The 19,314-nt window shown below is 58.1% G+C and carries 14 protein-coding genes; 10 read left to right on the top strand and 4 right to left on the bottom strand.

What is annotated here, in order from left to right:
- Positions 1–58 precede the first annotated feature (58 nt).
- From L861_RS05725 to L861_RS05715, 3 genes are all read left to right on the top strand, one after another.
- The gene (locus tag L861_RS05725; protein ID WP_016415623.1) at positions 59–1,474 is read left to right on the top strand and encodes an acetyl-CoA carboxylase biotin carboxylase subunit; all 1,416 of its coding nucleotides are present in this window, start codon (positions 59–61) and stop codon (positions 1,472–1,474) included.
- 11 nt (positions 1,475–1,485) lie between these two features.
- The gene (oadA, locus tag L861_RS05720; protein ID WP_016415622.1) at positions 1,486–3,303 is read left to right on the top strand and encodes a sodium-extruding oxaloacetate decarboxylase subunit alpha; all 1,818 of its coding nucleotides are present in this window, start codon (positions 1,486–1,488) and stop codon (positions 3,301–3,303) included.
- A 153-nt stretch (positions 3,304–3,456) separates the two neighbouring features.
- Positions 3,457–5,682 carry a DUF3141 domain-containing protein gene (locus L861_RS05715; protein WP_016415621.1) on the top strand — a complete coding sequence of 742 codons (2,226 nt, stop codon included), beginning with the start codon at positions 3,457–3,459 and terminating at the stop codon, positions 5,680–5,682.
- Between the two features lie 120 nt (positions 5,683–5,802).
- Here the strand turns inward: L861_RS05715 and L861_RS05710 are convergent, their stop codons facing one another.
- Entirely contained in the window at positions 5,803–6,279 is a 477-nt protein-coding gene (locus L861_RS05710; protein WP_016415620.1) for a methylglyoxal synthase, read from the bottom strand.
- Positions 6,280–6,283: 4 nt separating this feature from the next.
- The gene (gene pyk / locus L861_RS05705) at positions 6,284–7,741 is read right to left on the bottom strand and encodes a pyruvate kinase (protein ID WP_016415619.1); all 1,458 of its coding nucleotides are present in this window, start codon (positions 7,739–7,741) and stop codon (positions 6,284–6,286) included.
- 387 nt (positions 7,742–8,128) lie between these two features.
- On the opposite strand from pyk, the gene topA reads away from it, so the two are divergent.
- The 7 genes from topA (at position 8,129) to L861_RS05670 (ending at position 14,487) form a co-directional block, all read left to right on the top strand.
- On the top strand, positions 8,129–10,759 hold the full coding sequence (gene topA / locus L861_RS05700) for a type I DNA topoisomerase (RefSeq protein WP_016415618.1): 2,631 nt from the start codon (positions 8,129–8,131) through the stop codon (positions 10,757–10,759).
- Complete coding sequence (locus L861_RS05695) at positions 10,756–11,220, top strand: DUF6586 family protein (RefSeq protein WP_016415617.1); 465 nt, start codon at positions 10,756–10,758, stop codon at positions 11,218–11,220. Before topA ends, L861_RS05695 begins: the two co-directional genes overlap by 4 nt.
- A gap of 117 nt (positions 11,221–11,337) precedes the next feature.
- Positions 11,338–11,574, top strand: coding sequence for a hypothetical protein (locus L861_RS05690; RefSeq protein WP_016415616.1), 237 nt, complete (start codon positions 11,338–11,340; stop codon positions 11,572–11,574).
- Positions 11,575–11,687: 113 nt separating this feature from the next.
- Positions 11,688–12,617: a cation diffusion facilitator family transporter gene (locus tag L861_RS05685; RefSeq protein WP_016415615.1), complete on the top strand. Its 930-nt coding sequence runs from the start codon at positions 11,688–11,690 to the stop codon at positions 12,615–12,617.
- A gap of 61 nt (positions 12,618–12,678) precedes the next feature.
- Positions 12,679–13,272: a DUF4202 domain-containing protein gene (locus L861_RS05680; RefSeq protein ID WP_016415614.1), complete on the top strand. Its 594-nt coding sequence runs from the start codon at positions 12,679–12,681 to the stop codon at positions 13,270–13,272.
- A 197-nt stretch (positions 13,273–13,469) separates the two neighbouring features.
- A complete protein-coding gene (locus L861_RS05675) occupies positions 13,470–14,042 on the top strand; it encodes a L,D-transpeptidase family protein (protein WP_051149304.1) in 573 nt (190 codons plus the stop codon).
- Positions 14,043–14,223: 181 nt separating this feature from the next.
- Positions 14,224–14,487: an Lpp/OprI family alanine-zipper lipoprotein gene (locus L861_RS05670; protein ID WP_016415612.1), complete on the top strand. Its 264-nt coding sequence runs from the start codon at positions 14,224–14,226 to the stop codon at positions 14,485–14,487.
- A gap of 111 nt (positions 14,488–14,598) precedes the next feature.
- On the opposite strand, the gene L861_RS05665 is transcribed toward L861_RS05670, so the two are convergent.
- Both L861_RS05665 and mfd read right to left on the bottom strand, forming a co-directional pair.
- The gene (locus tag L861_RS05665; protein WP_016415611.1) at positions 14,599–15,663 is read right to left on the bottom strand and encodes a L,D-transpeptidase family protein; all 1,065 of its coding nucleotides are present in this window, start codon (positions 15,661–15,663) and stop codon (positions 14,599–14,601) included.
- An 18-nt stretch (positions 15,664–15,681) separates the two neighbouring features.
- Entirely contained in the window at positions 15,682–19,143 is a 3,462-nt protein-coding gene (mfd, locus tag L861_RS05660) for a transcription-repair coupling factor (protein ID WP_016415610.1), read from the bottom strand.
- Between the last annotated feature and the right edge of the window lie 171 nt (positions 19,144–19,314).

Genomic DNA, 19,314 nt, shown 5'->3' with positions numbered 1-19,314 from the left:
TTATACCGTTTCAGTCTTTCTCATGCCCGCCGTGGACGCAACCCTGGAGGTTACGACCGTGTTCCAGAAACTATTGATCGCTAACCGGGGCGAAATCGCCGTGCGTATCGAACGCGCGTGTGCCGAGATGGGCATCCGCTCGGTAGCCATTTATACCGAGCCGGATCGTTTCGCTCTTCACGTCAAGCGTGCCGATGAGGCCTATTTCGTCGGTGACGATCCGCTGGCCGGCTATCTGGACCCGCGAGGGCTGGTGGATCTGGCCCGAGAGACCGGCTGCGATGCTATCCATCCAGGCTATGGTTTTCTCTCGGAGAACGCCGATTTCGCCCGTATCTGTGCCGAGGCCGGCATTACCTTCATTGGCCCTGATGCCTCCGTGATCGCACGCATGGGTGACAAGACCGCGGCCCGTGATGCCATGCGCAAGGCCGGCGTACCAGTAACTCCTGGCTCTGAGGGTAACCTGCAGAACCTCGAGGAGGCATTGCGCCTGGCCGATACCATCGGCTATCCGGTGATGCTCAAGGCCACCTCCGGTGGTGGCGGTCGCGGCATCCGCCGCTGTGATACTCCTGTCCAACTCGAACAGGCGTGGGAGCGCGTAATTTCCGAGGCCACCAAGGCCTTTGGCTCGGCGGACGTGTTCCTTGAACGTTGCGTGGTCAATCCACACCACATCGAGGTCCAGATACTTGCCGACCGGCATGGTGGAGTGATCCACCTGTTCGAGCGTGATTGCTCCATCCAGCGCCGCAACCAGAAGCTGATCGAGATCGCTCCTAGCCCTCAATTGACGCCGGAGCAGCGAGCCTACGTCGGTGAGCTGGCAGTGCGTGCGGCAAGCGCCGTGGGCTATGAGAACGCTGGCACCGTGGAGTTCCTGGTCAAGGGCAACGAAATATACTTCATGGAGATGAACACCCGCGTGCAGGTGGAGCATACCATCACCGAGGCCATAACGGGGGTGGATATCGTCCGTGAACAGATTCGTGTTGCTGCCGGGCACAAGCTATCGTTTCGCCAGGAAGACATCGACCATCATGGCTATGCCATCCAGTTTCGGATCAATGCCGAGGATCCCAAGAACGATTTTCTGCCCTCGTTTGGCCGTATCACCCGCTATTATGCGCCAGGCGGCCCTGGGGTGCGTACCGATACCGCCATCTACACCGGCTACCAGATCCCGCCACATTTCGATTCGATGTGCCTCAAGTTGATTGTGTGGGGCATGACTTGGGAGGAGACGCTGAACCGTGGTATCCGCGCGTTGAACGACATGCGTCTGCAAGGCATCAAGACCACCGCCCCCTATTACGAAGAAATTCTGCGTCATCCGGAATTCCGCAGCGGGTGCTTCGATACTGGCTTCGTGCCGGCCCATCCCGAACTGCTTCAATACTCCGCCAAGCGTAATCCGGAAGAGACGGCATTGGCCATTGCCGCTGCCATTGCCGCCCACGCAGGTCTGTAAGGAGAAATGTCATGAGTGTTACCCCTGACTCCCGTGTGCAAGTGACCGATGTGGTATTGCGCGATGGTCACCAGTCCGTGATCGCCACCCGCTTGCGTACCGAGGACATGCTACCGGCATGCGCCTCGCTCGATGCCATCGGCTTCTATTCCCTGGAGGTGTGGGGCGGTGCCACTTTCGATGCCTGTGTGCGCTTCCTCAAGGAAGATCCCTGGCAGCGGTTACGTTCTCTAAAGGAAGCACTGCCCAACACGCCACTGCAAATGCTGTTGCGTGGACAGAACCTGCTTGGCTATCGTCACTACGCCGACGATGTGGTGGAGCGCTTCGTTGCCAAGGCTGCTGACAACGGTATCGATATATTCCGGATATTCGATGCGCTTAACGACCTTCGCAACTTGGAAACCGCCATGCGCGCGGTCAAGGCTAATGGCAAGCATGCCCAAGGCACGATCTGTTACACGGTCAGCCCGGTGCATACCCTGGAGATGTACGTCGATCAAGCTAAACGGTTGGTCGATATGGGTGCCGATTCCATTGCCATCAAGGATATGGCCGGTCTGTTGACACCCTATGCCACCCATGAGTTGGTAGCGGCACTGGTGACGTCGGTCGAAGTCCCTATCCATCTACACGCTCATGCCACTTCAGGGCTCTCCTCTCAATGCCATCTCAAAGCCGTGGAAGCCGGTTGTCGGCATATCGATACCTGTAATTCGGCCTTTGCTGGTGGCACCAGTCATCCCTCTACCGAGGCCATGGTGGCAGCCTTCAAGGATACCCAATACGACACCGGCCTCGATCTGGAAGCACTCAAGGAGATCGGCGACTACTTTCGTGAGGTGCGCAAGAAGTACGCTGGTTATGAGAGCGAGTTCACCCGCGAAGACGTGGCGGTACAGATCAATCAGGTGCCGGGCGGCATGATGTCGAATCTGGCTAATCAGCTCAAGGAGCAGAATGCCTTGTCACGGATTCGCGAGGTATTCGACGAGATCCCGAGGGTCCGGGCCGACCTCGGTTACCCACCGTTGGTGACGCCGACGTCTCAGATCGTTGGCACTCAGGCGGTGATGAATGTGCTGACCGGCAGTCGTTACAAGAGTATCACCAACGAGGTCAAGCGTTACCTGTTGGGTGGCTACGGTCAACCACCGGCAGCTGTCGACAGTACGCTGCGTAGCAAGGCCATCGGTAACCAGCCAGTAGAGGAGGGGCGCCCAGCGGATCGCTTGGACCCGGAGATGACGCGTCTGACCGAAGAGATCGGCGAGCTGGCTGAGGGAGAGGAAGATGTGCTGACGTTTGCCATGTTCCCCGACATTGGCCGTGACTTCCTTGAAGGGCGGCGCGATGGCAGCCTGGTACCGGAACCGCTACCAATGGCGAGTAATGCCCAGAGGCCGGTTACCGAAGGGACGCCAACGGAGTTCGTGATCGACGTGCATGGCGAGTCTTATGAGGTACAGATCACGGGAGTGGGCAGTGAGACAGGTGGCAAGCGCCAAGTCTATCTGACCCTGGACGGCATGCCCGAATCGGTGGTCTTCGAGCCGCGTGACAGCTACCAGGCAACCAAATCGCCGGGGCGTGCCCGTGCGACTTTGTCCGGGCACGTCACTACTGCCATGCCGGGTACCATCGTCGAAGTGTTAGTAGCGGAGGGTGATGATGTCGAGGCCGGTCAGGCGGTATTGATTACCGAAGCCATGAAGATGGAAACCGAGGTCCATGCGCGTTCGAGTGGCAAGGTTTCCGCCATTCATGTCCAGCGTGGTGACCGCGTGGTGCCGGGAGAGGTGCTGGTGGAGATCACTGAAACTCCCTAGCCTTGCTTCGCTCGTGGCTCTGATGTTTCGTTTGGGCGCAAGTGCTGGATGGGCCGGCCGATGTGACTTTCCTTATTTAATGCAATGACAACCATCAAGGTTTCGCGTTACGCTGTATTGCAGTGCAGCAATACATGCTTAAGGGAGTCTCTCATGTTGCCGGCCCCTGCCAACCTTGCGACTTTGTCCTCAGCGCTCTTCGACCCGTTGGGAATCGGGCGCGATGCGTTTCACTACTGGCTCGACACAATCGAGCGTAGCGTATTGTATCTTGATGTCATGCGCGAGCGCGGCAACCAGTACCTCGAGCACATGGAGCAGACCAAACCCAATGTTTTGGGCTTCGATGCTGAGGTTCTGATGGATGGGCGGGACTTGCCCCGCCCGGTCAATTACGAATTGATGCGCATCCTGCCACCTGCGGGGGTCGAGATCGACCCAGACGGGCGCCCCTTCGTGGTCGTCGACCCTCGTGCCGGTCATGGCCCCGGTATCGGCGGTTTCAAACCTGACAGCGAACTCGGCGTGGCGTTGCGAGCCGGCCATCCGTGCTACTTCATCGGTTTCCTGCCGTTTCCCGTTCCCGGTCAAACGGTGGAAGACGTGGTTGATGCTGAGATCGCTTTTCTGCGTGAGGTGATTGCCCGTCATCCCGATACCGCCGAAAGGCCCATGGTGGTTGGCAACTGCCAGGCTGGCTGGCAGATCATGATGGCTGCCGCATTGGAGCCCGACTGCTTCGGTCCCATCTTGATCGCCGGAGCGCCGCTTTCCTACTGGGCCGGCGAGCGTGGCGGGGCCCCTATGCGCTATACCGGCGGCCTGTTGGGTGGCAGTTGGATGACGGCTTTGGCCGGCGATCTGGGAGCCGGGCTCTTCGACGGTGCTTGGCTGGTGCAGAACTTCGAAAAGCTCAACCCCGCCAATACGCTATGGACCAAGCAGTATCGGCTGTTCGCTAACATTGATAGTGAGGCGCAACGCTACCTGCAGTTCGAGCGCTGGTGGGGCGGCCACGTGGTACTTGGGGCCGAAGAAATTCAGTATATCGTGGACAATCTGTTCATCGGTAACCGCCTGAGTACCTCGCAGCTTTCGACGCGCGATGGGCGGCGCATCGATTTACGCAACATCCGCTCGCCGATCGTGGTGTTCTGTTCGCAAGGGGACGATATTACACCGCCGCCGCAAGCACTGGGATGGGTCCGCGATCTGTATGCTGATGTCGATGATATTCAGGCCAATGAGCAGACCATCGTCTACTGTGTGCACGATTCCACCGGTCATCTGGGGATTTTCGTGTCAGGGAGCGTCTCCCGCAAGGAGCATGCCGAGTTCACCGCCAACATGGATTACATCGATGTATTGCCCCCAGGGTTGTACGAGACGACGGTGATCGAAACCGCAGCTCGCGATGAGGATGCAGTGCATATCGATGGTGACTATCTGCTGGAATTTGTACCACGCGAGTTGGGGGATCTGGATGAGATCGTAAGGCCTAGCGAAGAGGATGATCGGCGTTTTGCTACGGTGGCGCGTGTGTCCGATATCAACCTGGGGGTCTATCAGATGCTTGTCCAGCCTTGGCTGCAAGCTTTGATGACACCGTCGGCGGCGCGCTGGATCCGCCGCATGCATCCGATTCGGTTGGGCTATAAGCTGTTTTCCGATCGTAATCCATTGATGGTACCGGTCCCTGTGATGGCCGAGTGGGTCAAGGCTGACCGGCACGCCACGAATGCCGACAACCCATGGCGGGTGCTGGAAGGCATCGTTTCACACCAGATCGCACAATCGTTGGATGCCTATCGGGAACTTCGTGATCAGGCCTCCGAGCGCTTATTTCTTGGCATATACGGCCAGCCTTGGTTGCAGACCATGGTTGGATTGGGGGCCGGTAACGAGCCGCTGAGACGGCGGCCGGGTATCGAGCCTGATCACCGGCGCTTCGTCGAGAATCGCAAGACGGAATTGTGTTCTCGAATCGACAAGGGGAGCTATCACGAAGCGGTGATGCGCTCCCTGATTTATGTATTGGGTGGGGCGCCGGCTACCGATGAACGCAATTTCCAGCGCTTGAAGGCAACGCGTGCTGAAGTGGAGCCTTCCATTGATCTGGCGGCATTCAAGGCATTGGTGCGTGACCAGTTCTTCATCCTCAAGCTGGACCGCCAGGCAGCATTGGATGCGTTGCCGACCTTGCTCGAAGGGCAGAGCAACGCTCAGATCGACGAGCATCTGGCGCATATCGAGCATGTGCTGGATGCTAGTGGGCCGCTGAGCGAGCACTCCCGTGAGCGTCTATCGGTAATCAAGGCTGCCTTCGACCAGGCCCGCCCGCCGGCTAGCGCCCGAACCGAGGCGCGCAGGCCTAGTTAGGAGCGCTCATGGGAGCGCAATTCATTGCGCCGATGGGGCTGGAACGAGTCCATGCAGCCGGCCTGGCGGCCGGATCGCGCAGAATATCTGCGCTCCCACCAGAGGTAAAGCTGGTTTCGGCTAAGTGGTCCGCGCGGCCAACCAATCGCCGGCATCGGGAATCCCGATGCTGACTTCTTCGCTGAGATAGGGCGAGCTGATCAGGAAATCGGCGCTGGCGGCATTGCAGGCCACCGGAATGTTCCACAGCGCTGCCAACCGCAGCAGTGCCTTGACGTCGGGATCATGAGGCTGGGGGGCGAAGGGGTCCCAAAAGAAGATCAACAGGTCGAGGCGTTGCTCGGTAATTCGCGCACCGATCTGCTGGTCTCCTCCTAGTGGGCCGCTCATCAGGCCCTCTACATCCAACCCCAAATCACTGGAGACGCGTCTGGCGGTCGTTCCAGTGCCAACGAGTTGATGGCGAGTCAGAGTCTCGCGCCAGCGTCGGGCCCAGTCCAGCAGTTCATCCTTCTTGCCGTCGTGAGCGATCAGGGCGATGCGCTTGCGTGTCGGAAGTGTACGAGCCGTTTGCTGGCCAGGGCGTTGCTCGGTCATGGTTCTATTGCACCTCGAGAATCTTCAGCGTATTGGTGCCGCCGTGGGCGTTCATGTGATCACCTCGAGTAAGGATCATCAGGTCGCCTGGTGAGGTAATACCGCGCTCTTTGAGGATTGCCATGGCTCGGGGGTCGAGTTCGTCGGCCGTCAAATGAGTGGTATCGAACGGCAGCGACACCACGCCGCGGTACAACGCCATGCGCCGTTGGGCGATGGGGCTGTGGGCCAGGCCGACGATCGGTAGCCCCGAACGGATGCGCGAGGCGATCAGCGGCGTGTAGCCGGTGGCGGTCATGCAGGCGATCGCCGCCACGCCCTCGAGGTGGTTGGCGGCGTACATCGCCGACAGTGCCACCGTCTCGTCGATCTTCGAGAAGCCTTCATGGATGCGGTGTCCCGACTCCTGGGCGATGCGCTCGCGCTCGGCCCCCAGGCACAGGCGATGCATGGCCTCGATGGTTTCCACCGGGTAATCGCCGGCGGCGGTCTCGGCGGAGAGCATCACCGCATCGGTGCCATCGAGCACCGCATTGGCGACATCGAACACCTCGGCGCGGGTCGGCAGCGGGGCGGTGATCATCGACTCCATCATTTGCGTCGCGGTGATCACCGCGCGGTTCAGGGTGCGGGCGCGCTTGATCAGGCGCTTCTGCACGCCGATCAACTGCGCGTCACCGATCTCCACGCCGAGGTCGCCGCGTGCCACCATCACCGCATCGCTGGCCTCGATGATGCCGTCCAGGGTGGCGTCGTCGGCCACTGCCTCGGCACGTTCGACCTTGGCCACCAGGCCGATCTCGGCGCCGGCTTCACCGAGCAGGGCGCGGGCTTCCTGCATGTCGGCGGCCGAGCGCGGGAAGGACACGGCGAGGTAATCGACGCCAATGTCGACGGCGGTCTTGAGGTCGGCCTTGTCCTTGTCGGTGAGCGCCGCAGCGGAGAGCCCGCCACCTTGCTTGTTGATACCCTTGTTGTTGGACAGCTTGCCGCCCACCACCACGTGGGTATGGACCTCGGGGCCGGTGACTCGCTCGACCTCGAGCACCAGGCGGCCATCGTCGAGCAGCAGGCGGTCGCCGGCGACGACGTCGTCGACCAACTGCTTGTAGTCGCAACCCACGCGTGCCGCATCGCCGGCCTCACCGTCGAGCGCCATGTCGAGGACGAAGGCCTGGCCCTCCTCGAGGCGCACGGCGCCGTCGCGGAAGCGGGCGATGCGGATCTTGGGGCCCTGCAGGTCGCCGAGCGCGGCGACGCTCTTACCCAGGCGGTCGGCGATCTCGCGGACCCGGGCCAGGCGGCGGCGATGATCGTCGGGCGAGCCGTGGGAAAAGTTCAAGCGCACCACGTCGACCCCGGCTTCGATCATGGCCTCGAGCACTCCCTCGCGGTCGCTGGCCGGGCCCAGGGTGGCGACGATCTTGGTACGGCGGATGGGGTCGTGAAGTGGGTACGGCATGGAGAACTCCTGTAATGGTTTCTGTGGCGTTATGTATAAGGAGGTAATGTGACAAACCCAATCGTATAGAGGGTTTCATGTGATGTAGTGATTTTACTACATCATAGTACACCACGCTCTCGCTTGAGAAAAAAGCCTTCATGACAAGGTGATAACGAAGATGCCATGAGCGGATTGAATGGAGAACGAGACGGCGATGCAGGAGCGTGTCAAAGCTTGCGAGAGAATAGGCTGGCAGTCTAGGGTCAAAAAGCGAGTGGAGTGAGATGACTGGCGTCAAGCCGGAGGCTGGGGTAGGGTAGGCGCATTTTTCACTCGGTGAAATGCCGGGAGTCGAGCAGCCAGGCACGGGTCGTGTGGCCGGTGCCATGAGGAAAATGGAGCACTATGGGCAAGTCACTGGTCATCGTCGAGTCTCCGGCCAAGGCCAAGACGATCAACAAGTATCTCGGCAATGATTTCATCGTGAAATCCAGCGTGGGTCATATTCGTGACCTGCCGACCAGCGGCTCGGGCAAGGCAGCCTCCGATCCCAAGGAGCGCGCCCGGCAGGCGGCAGCGACACGCAAGATGTCTGCGGAGGAGAAGGCCAGCTATCGGCAGCAGAAAGCTTGGGGCCAGCTGATCCGGCGAATGGGAATAGACCCCGAGCATGGCTGGCGTGCCCAGTATGAGATACTTCCGGGCAAGGAAAAGGTCGTCGCTGAGCTCAAGAAGTATGCTGCCAAAGCGGATGCCGTCTACCTGGCAACGGACTTGGACCGTGAAGGGGAGGCGATTGCCTGGCATCTCAAGGAAACCATTGGCGGTGAAGACGAACGTTACAAGCGGGTAGTGTTCAACGAAATTACCAAGAACGCCATCCAGGAAGCTTTCAAGGATCCTGGGACGCTCAATATCGAGCGTGTCGAGGCTCAACAGGCGCGGCGCTTCCTCGATCGGGTGGTGGGGTTCATGCTGTCGCCGTTGCTATGGAACAAGGTGGCTCGAGGGCTATCCGCCGGGCGTGTGCAATCGGTGGCCGTTCGTCTAATCGTTGAGCGCGAGCGTGAAATCCGTGCTTTCGTGCCCGAGGAGTTTTGGGACGTCCATGCGGACTTGATGAGCCCTGAAGGCAAGTCGGTGCGTTTCGAGCTGACGCGTCAGGGGAGGGAGGTGTTCCGGCCCACCTCTGAGGCCGAGACCCTTGAGCGTATTGCTGCGCTTAGACAAGCTAGCCTCGAAATCACTGGTCGGGAAGACAAACCGACTCGGTCCAAGCCCGGTGCGCCCTTCATTACCTCGACGTTGCAGCAGGCCGCCAGCGGTCGTTTGGGCTTCTCGGTGAAGAAGACCATGACCCTGGCCCAGCGGCTCTACGAGGCGGGCTACATCACTTACATGCGTACCGACTCCACCAATCTGTCTCAGGATGCGGTGGCAGCGGTACGCGGCCACATTGAGCGTGAATACGGCAAGCGGTACCTGCCAGAGGCCCCCAACCGCTATACCAGCAAGGCGGGTGCCCAGGAGGCCCACGAAGCGATTCGCCCCTCGGACGTGGAGCGTAAGGCGACCGATCTGGCTGGTATGGAGCGAGATGCCGAACGTCTCTACGAGTTGATCTGGCGCCAATTCGTGGCCTGCCAAATGACCCCGGCGGAATATCTCTCGACCACGTTGACGGTGGAAACCAATGGCTACGAGCTCAAAGCCAAGGGGCGAGTGCTCAAGTTCGATGGTTACACGCGGGTAATGAAACCCGCCGGCAAGAAGGACGAGGACCAGTCGTTGCCCGACCTTTCCGAGGGAACGCCGATGTCGCTCGAGGCACTGGATCCGAAACAGCACTTCACTAAACCGCCGGCTCGTTTTACTGAAGCGAGCTTGGTCAAGGAGTTGGAAAAACGTGGTATCGGCCGACCCTCGACCTATGCGTCGATCATTTCCACTATTCAGGATCGCGGCTACGTCAAGTTGGAGAACCGACGGTTCTATGCCGAAAAACTAGGCGATATCGTCACCGAGCGCCTAAAGGAATCCTTCAGTGACTTGATGGACTACGGATTCACTGCGCGCATGGAAGACAGTCTCGATGAGATCGCTGAGGGGGAGCGTGACTGGAAGGTGCTACTCGACAGCTTCTATGCCGAATTCAAGACGCGCCTGGAACATGCCGAGAGTGAAGATGGCATGCGCCCGAATCAGCCTGTGGCAACCGATATCGACTGTCCGAGTTGTGGGCGCAAGATGCAGATTCGCACCGCCTCCACTGGGGTTTTTCTCGGTTGTTCGGGCTACAACCTGCCCCCCAAGGAACGCTGCAAGACCACCATCGATCTGATTCCTGGAGAGGAAGCGGTGGCTGCTGATGCCGACGAGGAAGCCGAGGCCGTGGCGTTGCGTGCCAAGCATCGCTGTCCCAAGTGCGGTACCGCTATGGACAGCTACCTGATCGATGAGACGCGCAAGCTGCATATTTGCGGTAATAGCCCTGATTGCGATGGTCATGAGATTGAGAAAGGACGATTCAAGATCAAGGGCTACGAGGGGCCGACACTAGAGTGCGACAAGTGTGGGGCGGAGATGCAATTGAAGTCAGGCCGTTTCGGCAAGTACTTCGGTTGTACCAACGAGGCATGCAAGAACACACGCAAGCTGCTGAAGAGCGGTGAGGTAGCGCCTCCCAAGATGGAGCCGATACCTATGCCGGAACTGGCCTGTCAGAAGGTCGACGATCACTATGTGCTGCGCGATGGCGCCAGCGGTTTGTTTCTGGCGGCGAGCCAATTCCCCAAGAACCGAGAGACGCGACCACCCTTGGTCCACGAGCTCAAGGCACATGCCAACGAGTTGCCCGAGAAGTATCATTTCATTCTCGATGCCCCCAGCGAAGATCCAGATGGTCGTCCAGCGCAGATTCGTTTCTCGCGCAAGTCCAAGTCGCAATACGTGATGACCGAAGAGGACGGCAAGGCAACCGGCTGGCGGGCTGTTTTCGAGGATGGCAAGTGGCAGGTAGAGGACAAGCGTAAATGACACCTCGGGGCCGCACCAATCAATTGCTCTATCAGGCAGAATTACTTCTCGACACGATGGCCGGTGACGATGAGCATGCCGTTTCCCGGCGTCTAGCCTCGGAAGAGGGGGCGTTGGCGCTTATTGAGCTGGCATTGAACTCAGCGCTGCGTGAATTGACTGAGCATGCCATGCTGGAGCGCCACGACTGGCGGGAACTTTTGGTGGAAGACGAGCGTCGCCTGGCAGAACTCGAGCGACTTCGGGAACTAGTCCGGCGTGATGGAAGCTGGCTGGCATTGCTACTGCAGCGTATCGAGCGGCTACATGGTGTGGAGGGGGCGGCGCGACGTGAGTCGTCAATATCACCTGCGTTGATCACTACGGCTGAGCGACTCTCGCTTGCTGATGAGCTGCGTTGGTGTGTGGAGGAGTTCAAGCGTGAGCTGGCCAGTATGCGCGAAACCAGCTTCGAGTGGTGACGCCTTGGGTGATAAGGTGATAGGCTAGTCGTTAGATGAGACAACGACCATGGATGGCTGCCGTGGTCGTTTTTTATTGCTGTGCTCTTTGTCCCCAATTCAGAGGGGGAGTCCCCGATGTCCGATACTGCGATTCTGGAAATCGTTGAACTCGCCGATGGCGAGATCGTATTGCGCCCCGCCGAAGGCGAGGGTGAACCTTTGATGCGCATTCGCTTTTCTGATGAAGCCGCGGATCTGTTGCGCCAGAGCCGCTTCGAAGTGGCACAGGAAATGATCGACCATGCCATCACTCGCAGCAAGCTGTGGCAGGAAGAAAGTGAGGATCAAGAGTTTCCCGCCACTGTCCATTGATGGTCACGAGATCATGCTACCCCGTACGAGCAGTTCGTACGGGGTTTTTTGTGCTCGCCCGACAAATGCTCGATGTCGCTGGGGCGAGGCCAGGGCAGAAGGGGAAGAGGGAAATGAAATCCGAAAAGGGGGCGCTGTTGCTATCGACGATCATGGCCTTGGTAGTCGGCGTAGTAGCAGTGATCGTGGCCTGGATCTCCCATTCTCAGGCGATCTTGCTCGATGGATTGTTCAATCTGATCTATTTCGCCATTGCTTTGCTGACGGTACGAGTCAGTCGGCTGGCCAGTGGGCCGGATAGCGACGAATACCCCTTCGGTTACACTTACTTCGAATCGTTGGTCAACGCTGGGAAGGGACTGTTGATCCTCGGGGTATCGGGATTCGCATTGTTCGATGCTAGTGTTACCCTGTTCTCCGGTGGTCGGACCATCGTCGCCGGGCTGGCTATCGGATATGCACTATTCGCTACGCTGGCCTGCTCGCTGACAGCCTGGGCTCTTACCCGCACGATGGCACGCATTGATAGTCCACTGGTGCGTGCCGACCAGGAAAACTGGTTGGTCAACAGTGTGATCTCTGGGTCGGTATTGCTGGCTTTCTGTGTGATTCCCGTACTCGATTTCTTCAAGTGGCCGTTGCTGATTCCCTATGTAGACTCTGTACTGGTCATCGCTGTGGTGTTGCTGTGTTTGGGCGTGCCGGTACGCATGGCTTCGCGGGCCATTCTAGAGCTTCTCAACCGTACACCGTCCTCCTCATTGAGCGTACCGGTACGGGCTGCCATCGACCGGGCATTGGCTGAATTGCCGGCACGTCGTGTCCACGTACGCATGGTCAGGCCGGGGCGCATGCTATACGTGGTCGTGCATGTGGTTCTGCCCTCTGGCTTTCCGCTGAATTCGTTGAATGATCTGGATGCGATTCGTCAACGCCTCGATGCTGAAGTACGACAAGTGTACTCTCCCTTGGTTACCGACGTGGTGTTCACTGCGGACGAACGCTGGGCTGCTCCGTCATCGGGAGTTCAGGGATGCCCTTGAGTCGTTTGCTGAAAACTTGCTTTCGGTTAGGCTCATAGGGTGATCGACTCGAGGAGGATGTATGACGATGCATGAAGCATCCCGGTTTCAGGCCGCTATCGAGCGATTCGATGCCCTGCACTGTGAAGATCCGCGTCTTGTGGAGGTGAAGGGACAACGCATTGCTTACGAGCAGCTTTATGCTCGGCGCATGAGTGAATGGCTGGAACGTGTAGCACCGGATGCCAGCGACGTCTTGCGCCTTGCGGTTCGTGCTCAGCACCTGCAGCGCTGGCGTGTTCCGCGTGACGACTATCCCCGTGATCGACCTGGCTATCTGGCTTGGCGGCGTGAACTTGGACGCCGCCAAGCTGAGCAGGCCACCAGGGTGCTGACAGATGTCGGCTACGACGAGGTGACATGCGAACGAGTCGCCGCTTTGATTCGCAAGGAGGATCTACGTCGTGATACCGAGGCGCAAGCGTTGGAGGATACTGCCTGTCTGGTTTTTCTGGAGTACTATTTCACTGATTTTTCCAAGGAGCATGACGAGGACAAATTGCGCCGGATTATACGCAAGACTTGGAACAAGATGTCGGATCGTGGGCATGATCTAGCCCGCACCATTGAGTTCTCGGCTCCGCATCAGGCGTTGATACAGCGTGCCCTGGCTTGATATCGATAACAACCTGGAAGGACAGGCGGTCATGATTGCAAACAAAGATACAGGCTGTCTATTGGCCCGTATCATGGAGTGGTGATGGAATGTTTGACTTGGTGCGTACCTCTTTTGCTAAAGAGGATTGTATCTTGGATGACAATACGGTATGAATGCGCCGCTACTTGTTTGTGTTTGTCGGAGATGCACCACGGATGAGCCACCTGAAAAAATTTCTGCTGGTCTGGATCTTGGCCATCATGCCGACGTTGAGTGCTCAGGCCACCTTGCCCCCGCACGCACCTGATGAGTTATGGCTGCTGGTGGATGACAAGGCCTCTACCTTGTATATCTACCGAGGTGAACAAGAAATCGAACGTTTTTTTCCGATATCGCTTGGTCAGCGGGGAGCCGCTCCGATCCGGGTCAGGGGAGACAAAAAAACGCCGACAGGGGAATTTCGCATCAACTGGGTCAATCTCGATAGTCGCTTTCATATTTTTCTCGGGCTCAACTATCCTACCCCCTGGCATGCACTTGATGCCTTGAATGCTGGTATCATGACCCAACAGGAGTACGATGATTACTTTTCCTATCTCCGTCGGTATGGCAAGCCACCGCAAGATACGGTGCTAGGGGGTGATATCGGTATTCACGGCATTGGTAAGGGGGATCCATCGATCCATCAACGGTTTCACTGGACCGAAGGCTGTGTTGCCGTGACCAATGAACAAATCGAGCGCTTGATGGAGCTTGTCGAAATTGGCACTCGCGTTGTGATCCGCTAGGCTCTTAACATAAAAACGCAGTTTTCTAGGTAGACAAGATACCCATGTCTATAATAAAACAGCGTTTGACTTCATGACTTGTCAGTCGAAGTCATGTAAGAAGAACCTGCACCAGCAGGACGCCTGTTTGACACCAGGCACAACCCAAGCTGAACCAAGGAAGTCTCTCAAGGAGAACATCATGACCTTCAAGAACGCTCTGAAGCTTTCTGCCGCTGCCGCCTCTCTGGCCGTCCTGGCGGGCTGTGCCAGCAACAGTGCCCTGGAAGAAGTACGTATGACTGCCGAGTCAGCTCAGTCAGATGCGACTCAAGCCCTGAACACTGCTAACCAGGCGCAGAACACTGCCAACCAGGCGCAGCGTGATGCCCAAGCAGCTCTGCAGATGGCTCAGGAGAACCGCGAGCAGATGAATCGTATGTTCGAGCGCTCCATGCAGAAGTAAGCGTTTGTAATCTGTTTCTGGAGGACATCGAGCGTTGATGTTCTTCGGCTATGGATAGCAAAAGACCCCGCTAATGCGGGGTCTTTTGTTACCTGTGGTTGAGAGGGAAATTCACGAAATTGTCTCGATCCGGTGCGCCAGTTCTACGGTCGCTTCAGTATCGAGTTCGCGGTAGATATCCACTGGCTCGATGTCGGGAGTCGGGGCCCGTAGCACGGTTTGCAGTCGACCGGTGGGAGCTTCCACGGCTTGCCTTACCTGGGCATAGTCAACCGGCGGCTGCTTATCTCCGAATGTCTTGGAGAGCATTTCCAGCGCACTGATCAGCGGTTCGACACTGCCTTCCTTGTCTCCCAGTAGCGGGTAAGACTGTACGTAGAGTTCGTCATTCTCCCAACCTGCCTTGAAGGGTTCGTTGATCAAGGTGACCTGGGTGCCGTTGGGTACTCGCTCGAAGAGAGACTCGATATCCTCGGGTAACATGCGTACACAACCACGACTGACCCGCATGCCCACACCTGCCGGTCGGTTGGTGCCATGGATGAGGTAACTCGGGATATTCAGTAGTATGGCGTGCCGGCCCAGTGGGTTGTCGGGGCCCGGAGGCACGATTGCCGGGGCTGGTTCGCCGCGAGCAGCGGCTTCCTTGCGCATTGATTCAGGCGGCGCCCAGGCAGGATCCTTGACCTTGACAGTGGTCTTGAATGTTCCCAACGGTGTCTCGAAGCCTTCGCGACCGACGCTGATCGGATAGGTTTCGACAGTAGGCTTTTCGCCTTCGGATGTCGGCGGGTAGTAGTAAAGCCGCAGCTCGGAGAGATTGATCACAATGCCTTCACGAGGTCCGGGGGGGAGAATGAAGCGCGTTGGAACGAGGACCTCGGCTCCCTCACCGGGATACCACATTCCTAGGTTGGGATTGGCGCGGCGCATCTCCTCGAATCCGAGTCCATGACGGTGACCGATGTCGATCAGAGTGTCTTCTTCCTTGGCGATGACCGTTTGCATTTCACCGATCACATCACCATTTTCGGGCAGGTAGTAATGACCTCTGGGCAGGTCATTTTGGCTTGCCTGTGTCAGGGGCGACAGCAGGAGAGCCGCCATCAGCATCGTGAGCATTGCCATGGCATGCTTGGCACGAGCGGCATAATGGGGAAAAGAAGTCTTGGTCATTGGTTCCTTACTCTTGGCCTAGGCGGCCTCCGTTTTCCTGTTGAGTCGTGTCAGCAGCTTTTCGACTGCCTCGAAACGAGCGTCTGTGTTGTTCATCTCAGCATCGAAGCGAAGGGAGTCGGCGCCTTCCAGACGGTAATGGGCTGGGTCTTGTTGGATCAAGGTGACCAATGTCATGGGATCCACGGCGGTTCCTGAGCCAAAGATCACCCGACCACGCTCTGGGCCTGCTTCCAGACGCTTGATTCCCAGCCGTTCGGCACGTTGGCGTAGGTGCGTCTGGCGTATCAACGTCTTTACTGGTGCCGGCAACAGGCCGAAGCGATCGATCATTTCCACTTGCAGTTCTTTTAGCTCGGCCTCGTCGGCAGTGCTAGCAATGCGTTTATACATGATCAGGCGCTGCTGTACATCAGGCATGTAGTCATCGGGGATCAATGCCGGTAGGTTGAGGCTGACTTCCACGCCTTCGTCCAACGGCGCTTCGATGTTGGGTGTCTTGCCAGCCTTGATCGCTTTTACTGCGCGGTCAAGCATTTGCATATAGAGACTATAGCCGATGGTTTCCATCTGCCCGCTTTGTTCGTCACCAAGCAATTCGCCGGCACCACGAATTTCCATATCGTGACTGGCGAGGGTGAATCCGGCACCGAGGTCTTCCGCCTGACCAATGGCTTCCAGCCGTTTGACAGCGTCCTTGGTGATTGCCTGAGGGGGTGGTGTGAGCAGATAGGCATAAGCTTGGTGGTGACTGCGACCTACGCGGCCACGCAATTGATGAAGCTGGGCCAGTCCAAACTTGTCGGCGCGCTCGATAATGATGGTGTTGGCACTGGGAACGTCGATACCGGTTTCGATGATGGTCGAACACACCAGCACATTGAAGCGCTTATGGTAGAAGTCCGACATCACCCGTTCCAGGCTGCGCTCGGGTAACTGACCGTGAGCCACGCCAACTCGGGCTTCCGGGACCAGATCGCGAACCTTGGTGGCGGCGCTCTCGATAGTCTTGACCTCATTATGCAGGAAGTAGACCTGGCCACCACGCAGAATTTCGCGTAGTAGGGCTTCCTTGATGACGGGTTCGTTGCGCTGCTGAATGAAGGTTTTTACCGAGAGACGGCGTGCCGGTGGGGTGGCGATGATCGATAGATCACGAATTCCGCTCATGGCCATGTTGAGGGTGCGCGGTATTGGTGTGGCGGTAAGCGTCAAGATATCGACTTCCGCACGTAGACTCTTGAGCCGCTCTTTCTGTGCCACGCCGAAACGATGCTCTTCATCGATGATCAGCAGCCCCATATTGGGGAATTGCATGTTCTTTGACAGCAGCTTGTGGGTGCCGATCACGATATCGGCACGTCCTTCCTGGATGCGCTTGAGTGTTTCAGTCTGTCTCTTGCCAGCAGTGAAGCGGGAAATTAACTCTACCTGCACGGCGGTATCCGCGAAACGGTCGCGGAAGTTGTCGTAATGCTGTTGAGCCAGCAGGGTCGTGGGCACCAGCACTACCACTTGGCGCCCGGAGTATACGGCCAGAAAAGCGGCACGCATGGCGACTTCGGTCTTGCCGAACCCCACATCGCCACATACCACTCGGTCCATAGGGCGTGGCGACGTCATATCCTGGAGGACGGCATGAATGGCTGCCCTTTGGTCTGGTGTTTCCTCGAAAGGGAAGCTCCCGGCGAACCGTGCATACTCCTCGCTGGGAAGGTCGCAAGCGAAACCCTCGCGGGCCTCGCGGCGTGCGTAGACATCCAGCAATTCAGCGGCAGTATCGCGAATTTTCTCGGCAGCCTTCTTCTTGGCCTTGTCCCACTGCTCCGAACCGAGCTTGTGCAATGGTGCTAGCTCATCGCTGGCCCCGGCATAGCGAGAGATCAAATGAAGACTGTCCACCGGAACATAGAGTCGCGCACTGTCGGCGTACTCCAGTGCCACGAACTCCGCAGCCTGGCCGCCGGCTTCCAGTATCTCGAGTCCGATATAGCGTCCCACGCCATGGGTCTGATGGACGACCGGCGATCCGGGGCGTAACTCCGAAAGATGGCGAATTGCCAGTTCATTGTCGTCAGTGGCTTTCTCGCGACGTCGACTCTGGCGCACCACATCCCCGAATAATTCGGTCTCGGTGATGACTGACAGGCCGCTTCCCGATTCGCAGGGTTCCAGCCACAGGCCGGCCTCCAATTCGCCTTCAGTGATGGCAAGGGGGGCGCCATCATCGAGAAAGGCATGCCAATCCTCCAGATGGGGAAGCGTCAGGTGCAGTGGAGCCAAGGTTTCTTCCATGGCCTCGCGGCGGCCACGCGACTCGGCAACGAATAGCACGCGTAAGTCCGCGTGTTGCTCAAGGAAGGCCTGTAGTGACGCCAAAGGTTGTTGGGCACGGGCGTTGATGGCGACTTGTGCCGGAGAGCGGGTTGTCGGTAGGCGGGCGTGGGGGTGCTCCTGTTTGTCGATCAGTTCGACCCTGGGGTAGCGCTTGATGGCAGCGAATACCTCGGCGACAGGTACGAAAGCCTTGGACGGTGGTAGGAGTGGGCGTGTGGGGTCGACCCCCAGATTCTCGTATCGACTCTGAATGGCTGCCCAGTGGTGCTCGGCCGCCTCATATACCTGTGGCATCAAGGCGACTTGAGTGCTGTCAGCCAGATGATCGAACAAGGTGGCTGTTTCTTCGAAGAACAGAGGTAGGTACTGTTCCAACCCTGGGGAAGGAATGCCTTTCAAGGCATCGTTGTAAAGTGGGCACTGGCGAGGATCAACATCGAACAGCGTCTCGAATCCCTCACGGAAACAGGCGATAGCCGAACGCGACAGCGAATATTCATGCGCTGGCAATAGCTCTATGGCCTCCACCTTATCGCATGAGCGCTGGGTATCGGGGTCAAAATATCGCAGGCTGTCGAGCTCATCGTCGAACAAGTCGAGTCGTAAAGGCGCTTCGCTGCCCATGGGGAAAAGATCGATCAAGGCGCCGCGCAGAGCGTACTCACCAGGCTCGTAGACAGTTTCCACGGCGCGGTAGCCCGCGCGTGAAAGCGTTTCACGAAAGCCTTCGCGGTCAAGTGTCATACCGACCCGTAAGGTCAATACCCGCCCAGCGATGTAATCCACCGGCGACAGGCGCTGCATCAAGGTGTTGATCGGCACCAATACGATGCCGTCATGGGCATCCTGCAAATCACGCAGGGTGCGCAAGCGTCCCGAAACAATGTCTTGGTGCGGTGAAAAACTGTCGTAGGGCAGGGTTTCCCAGTCCGGGAACGGCATGACCGGCACCCGGGCGAAGAAGCGCAATTCATTTTCCAGGCGCTGGGCGCTGGCGGTGTCGGCGGTGATTACCAACAGTGGAGCGTCATCGGCCAGGCGCGATAGCGCCAGGGCCGTGGCGCTGCCTTCAGGTGCGTGCCAGTAAAGGGTATCGCGCGTGCCCGTAGGGCGCGGTGGGACGAGTGGAGAAAAATGCGGCATGGCGTCAGATCGTGTGGAGGACATTTAACGGCAGCGGGGATGATATCAGCCTTAAATTCATCTTGTAGTCAACCCCGTGATTCTGTAATTGCCTTACAGGGAGTGCGACTATACAGCAATTGCGGCAGCGCAGCGGTGACCAGATAATAACAATACATTATGCATGGATCG

The sequence above is a fragment of the Litchfieldella anticariensis FP35 = DSM 16096 genome, from assembly GCF_000409775.1.
Lineage (GTDB): Bacteria > Pseudomonadota > Gammaproteobacteria > Pseudomonadales > Halomonadaceae > Litchfieldella > Litchfieldella anticariensis.
This window is presented reverse-complemented; position numbering and strand designations above follow the sequence as displayed.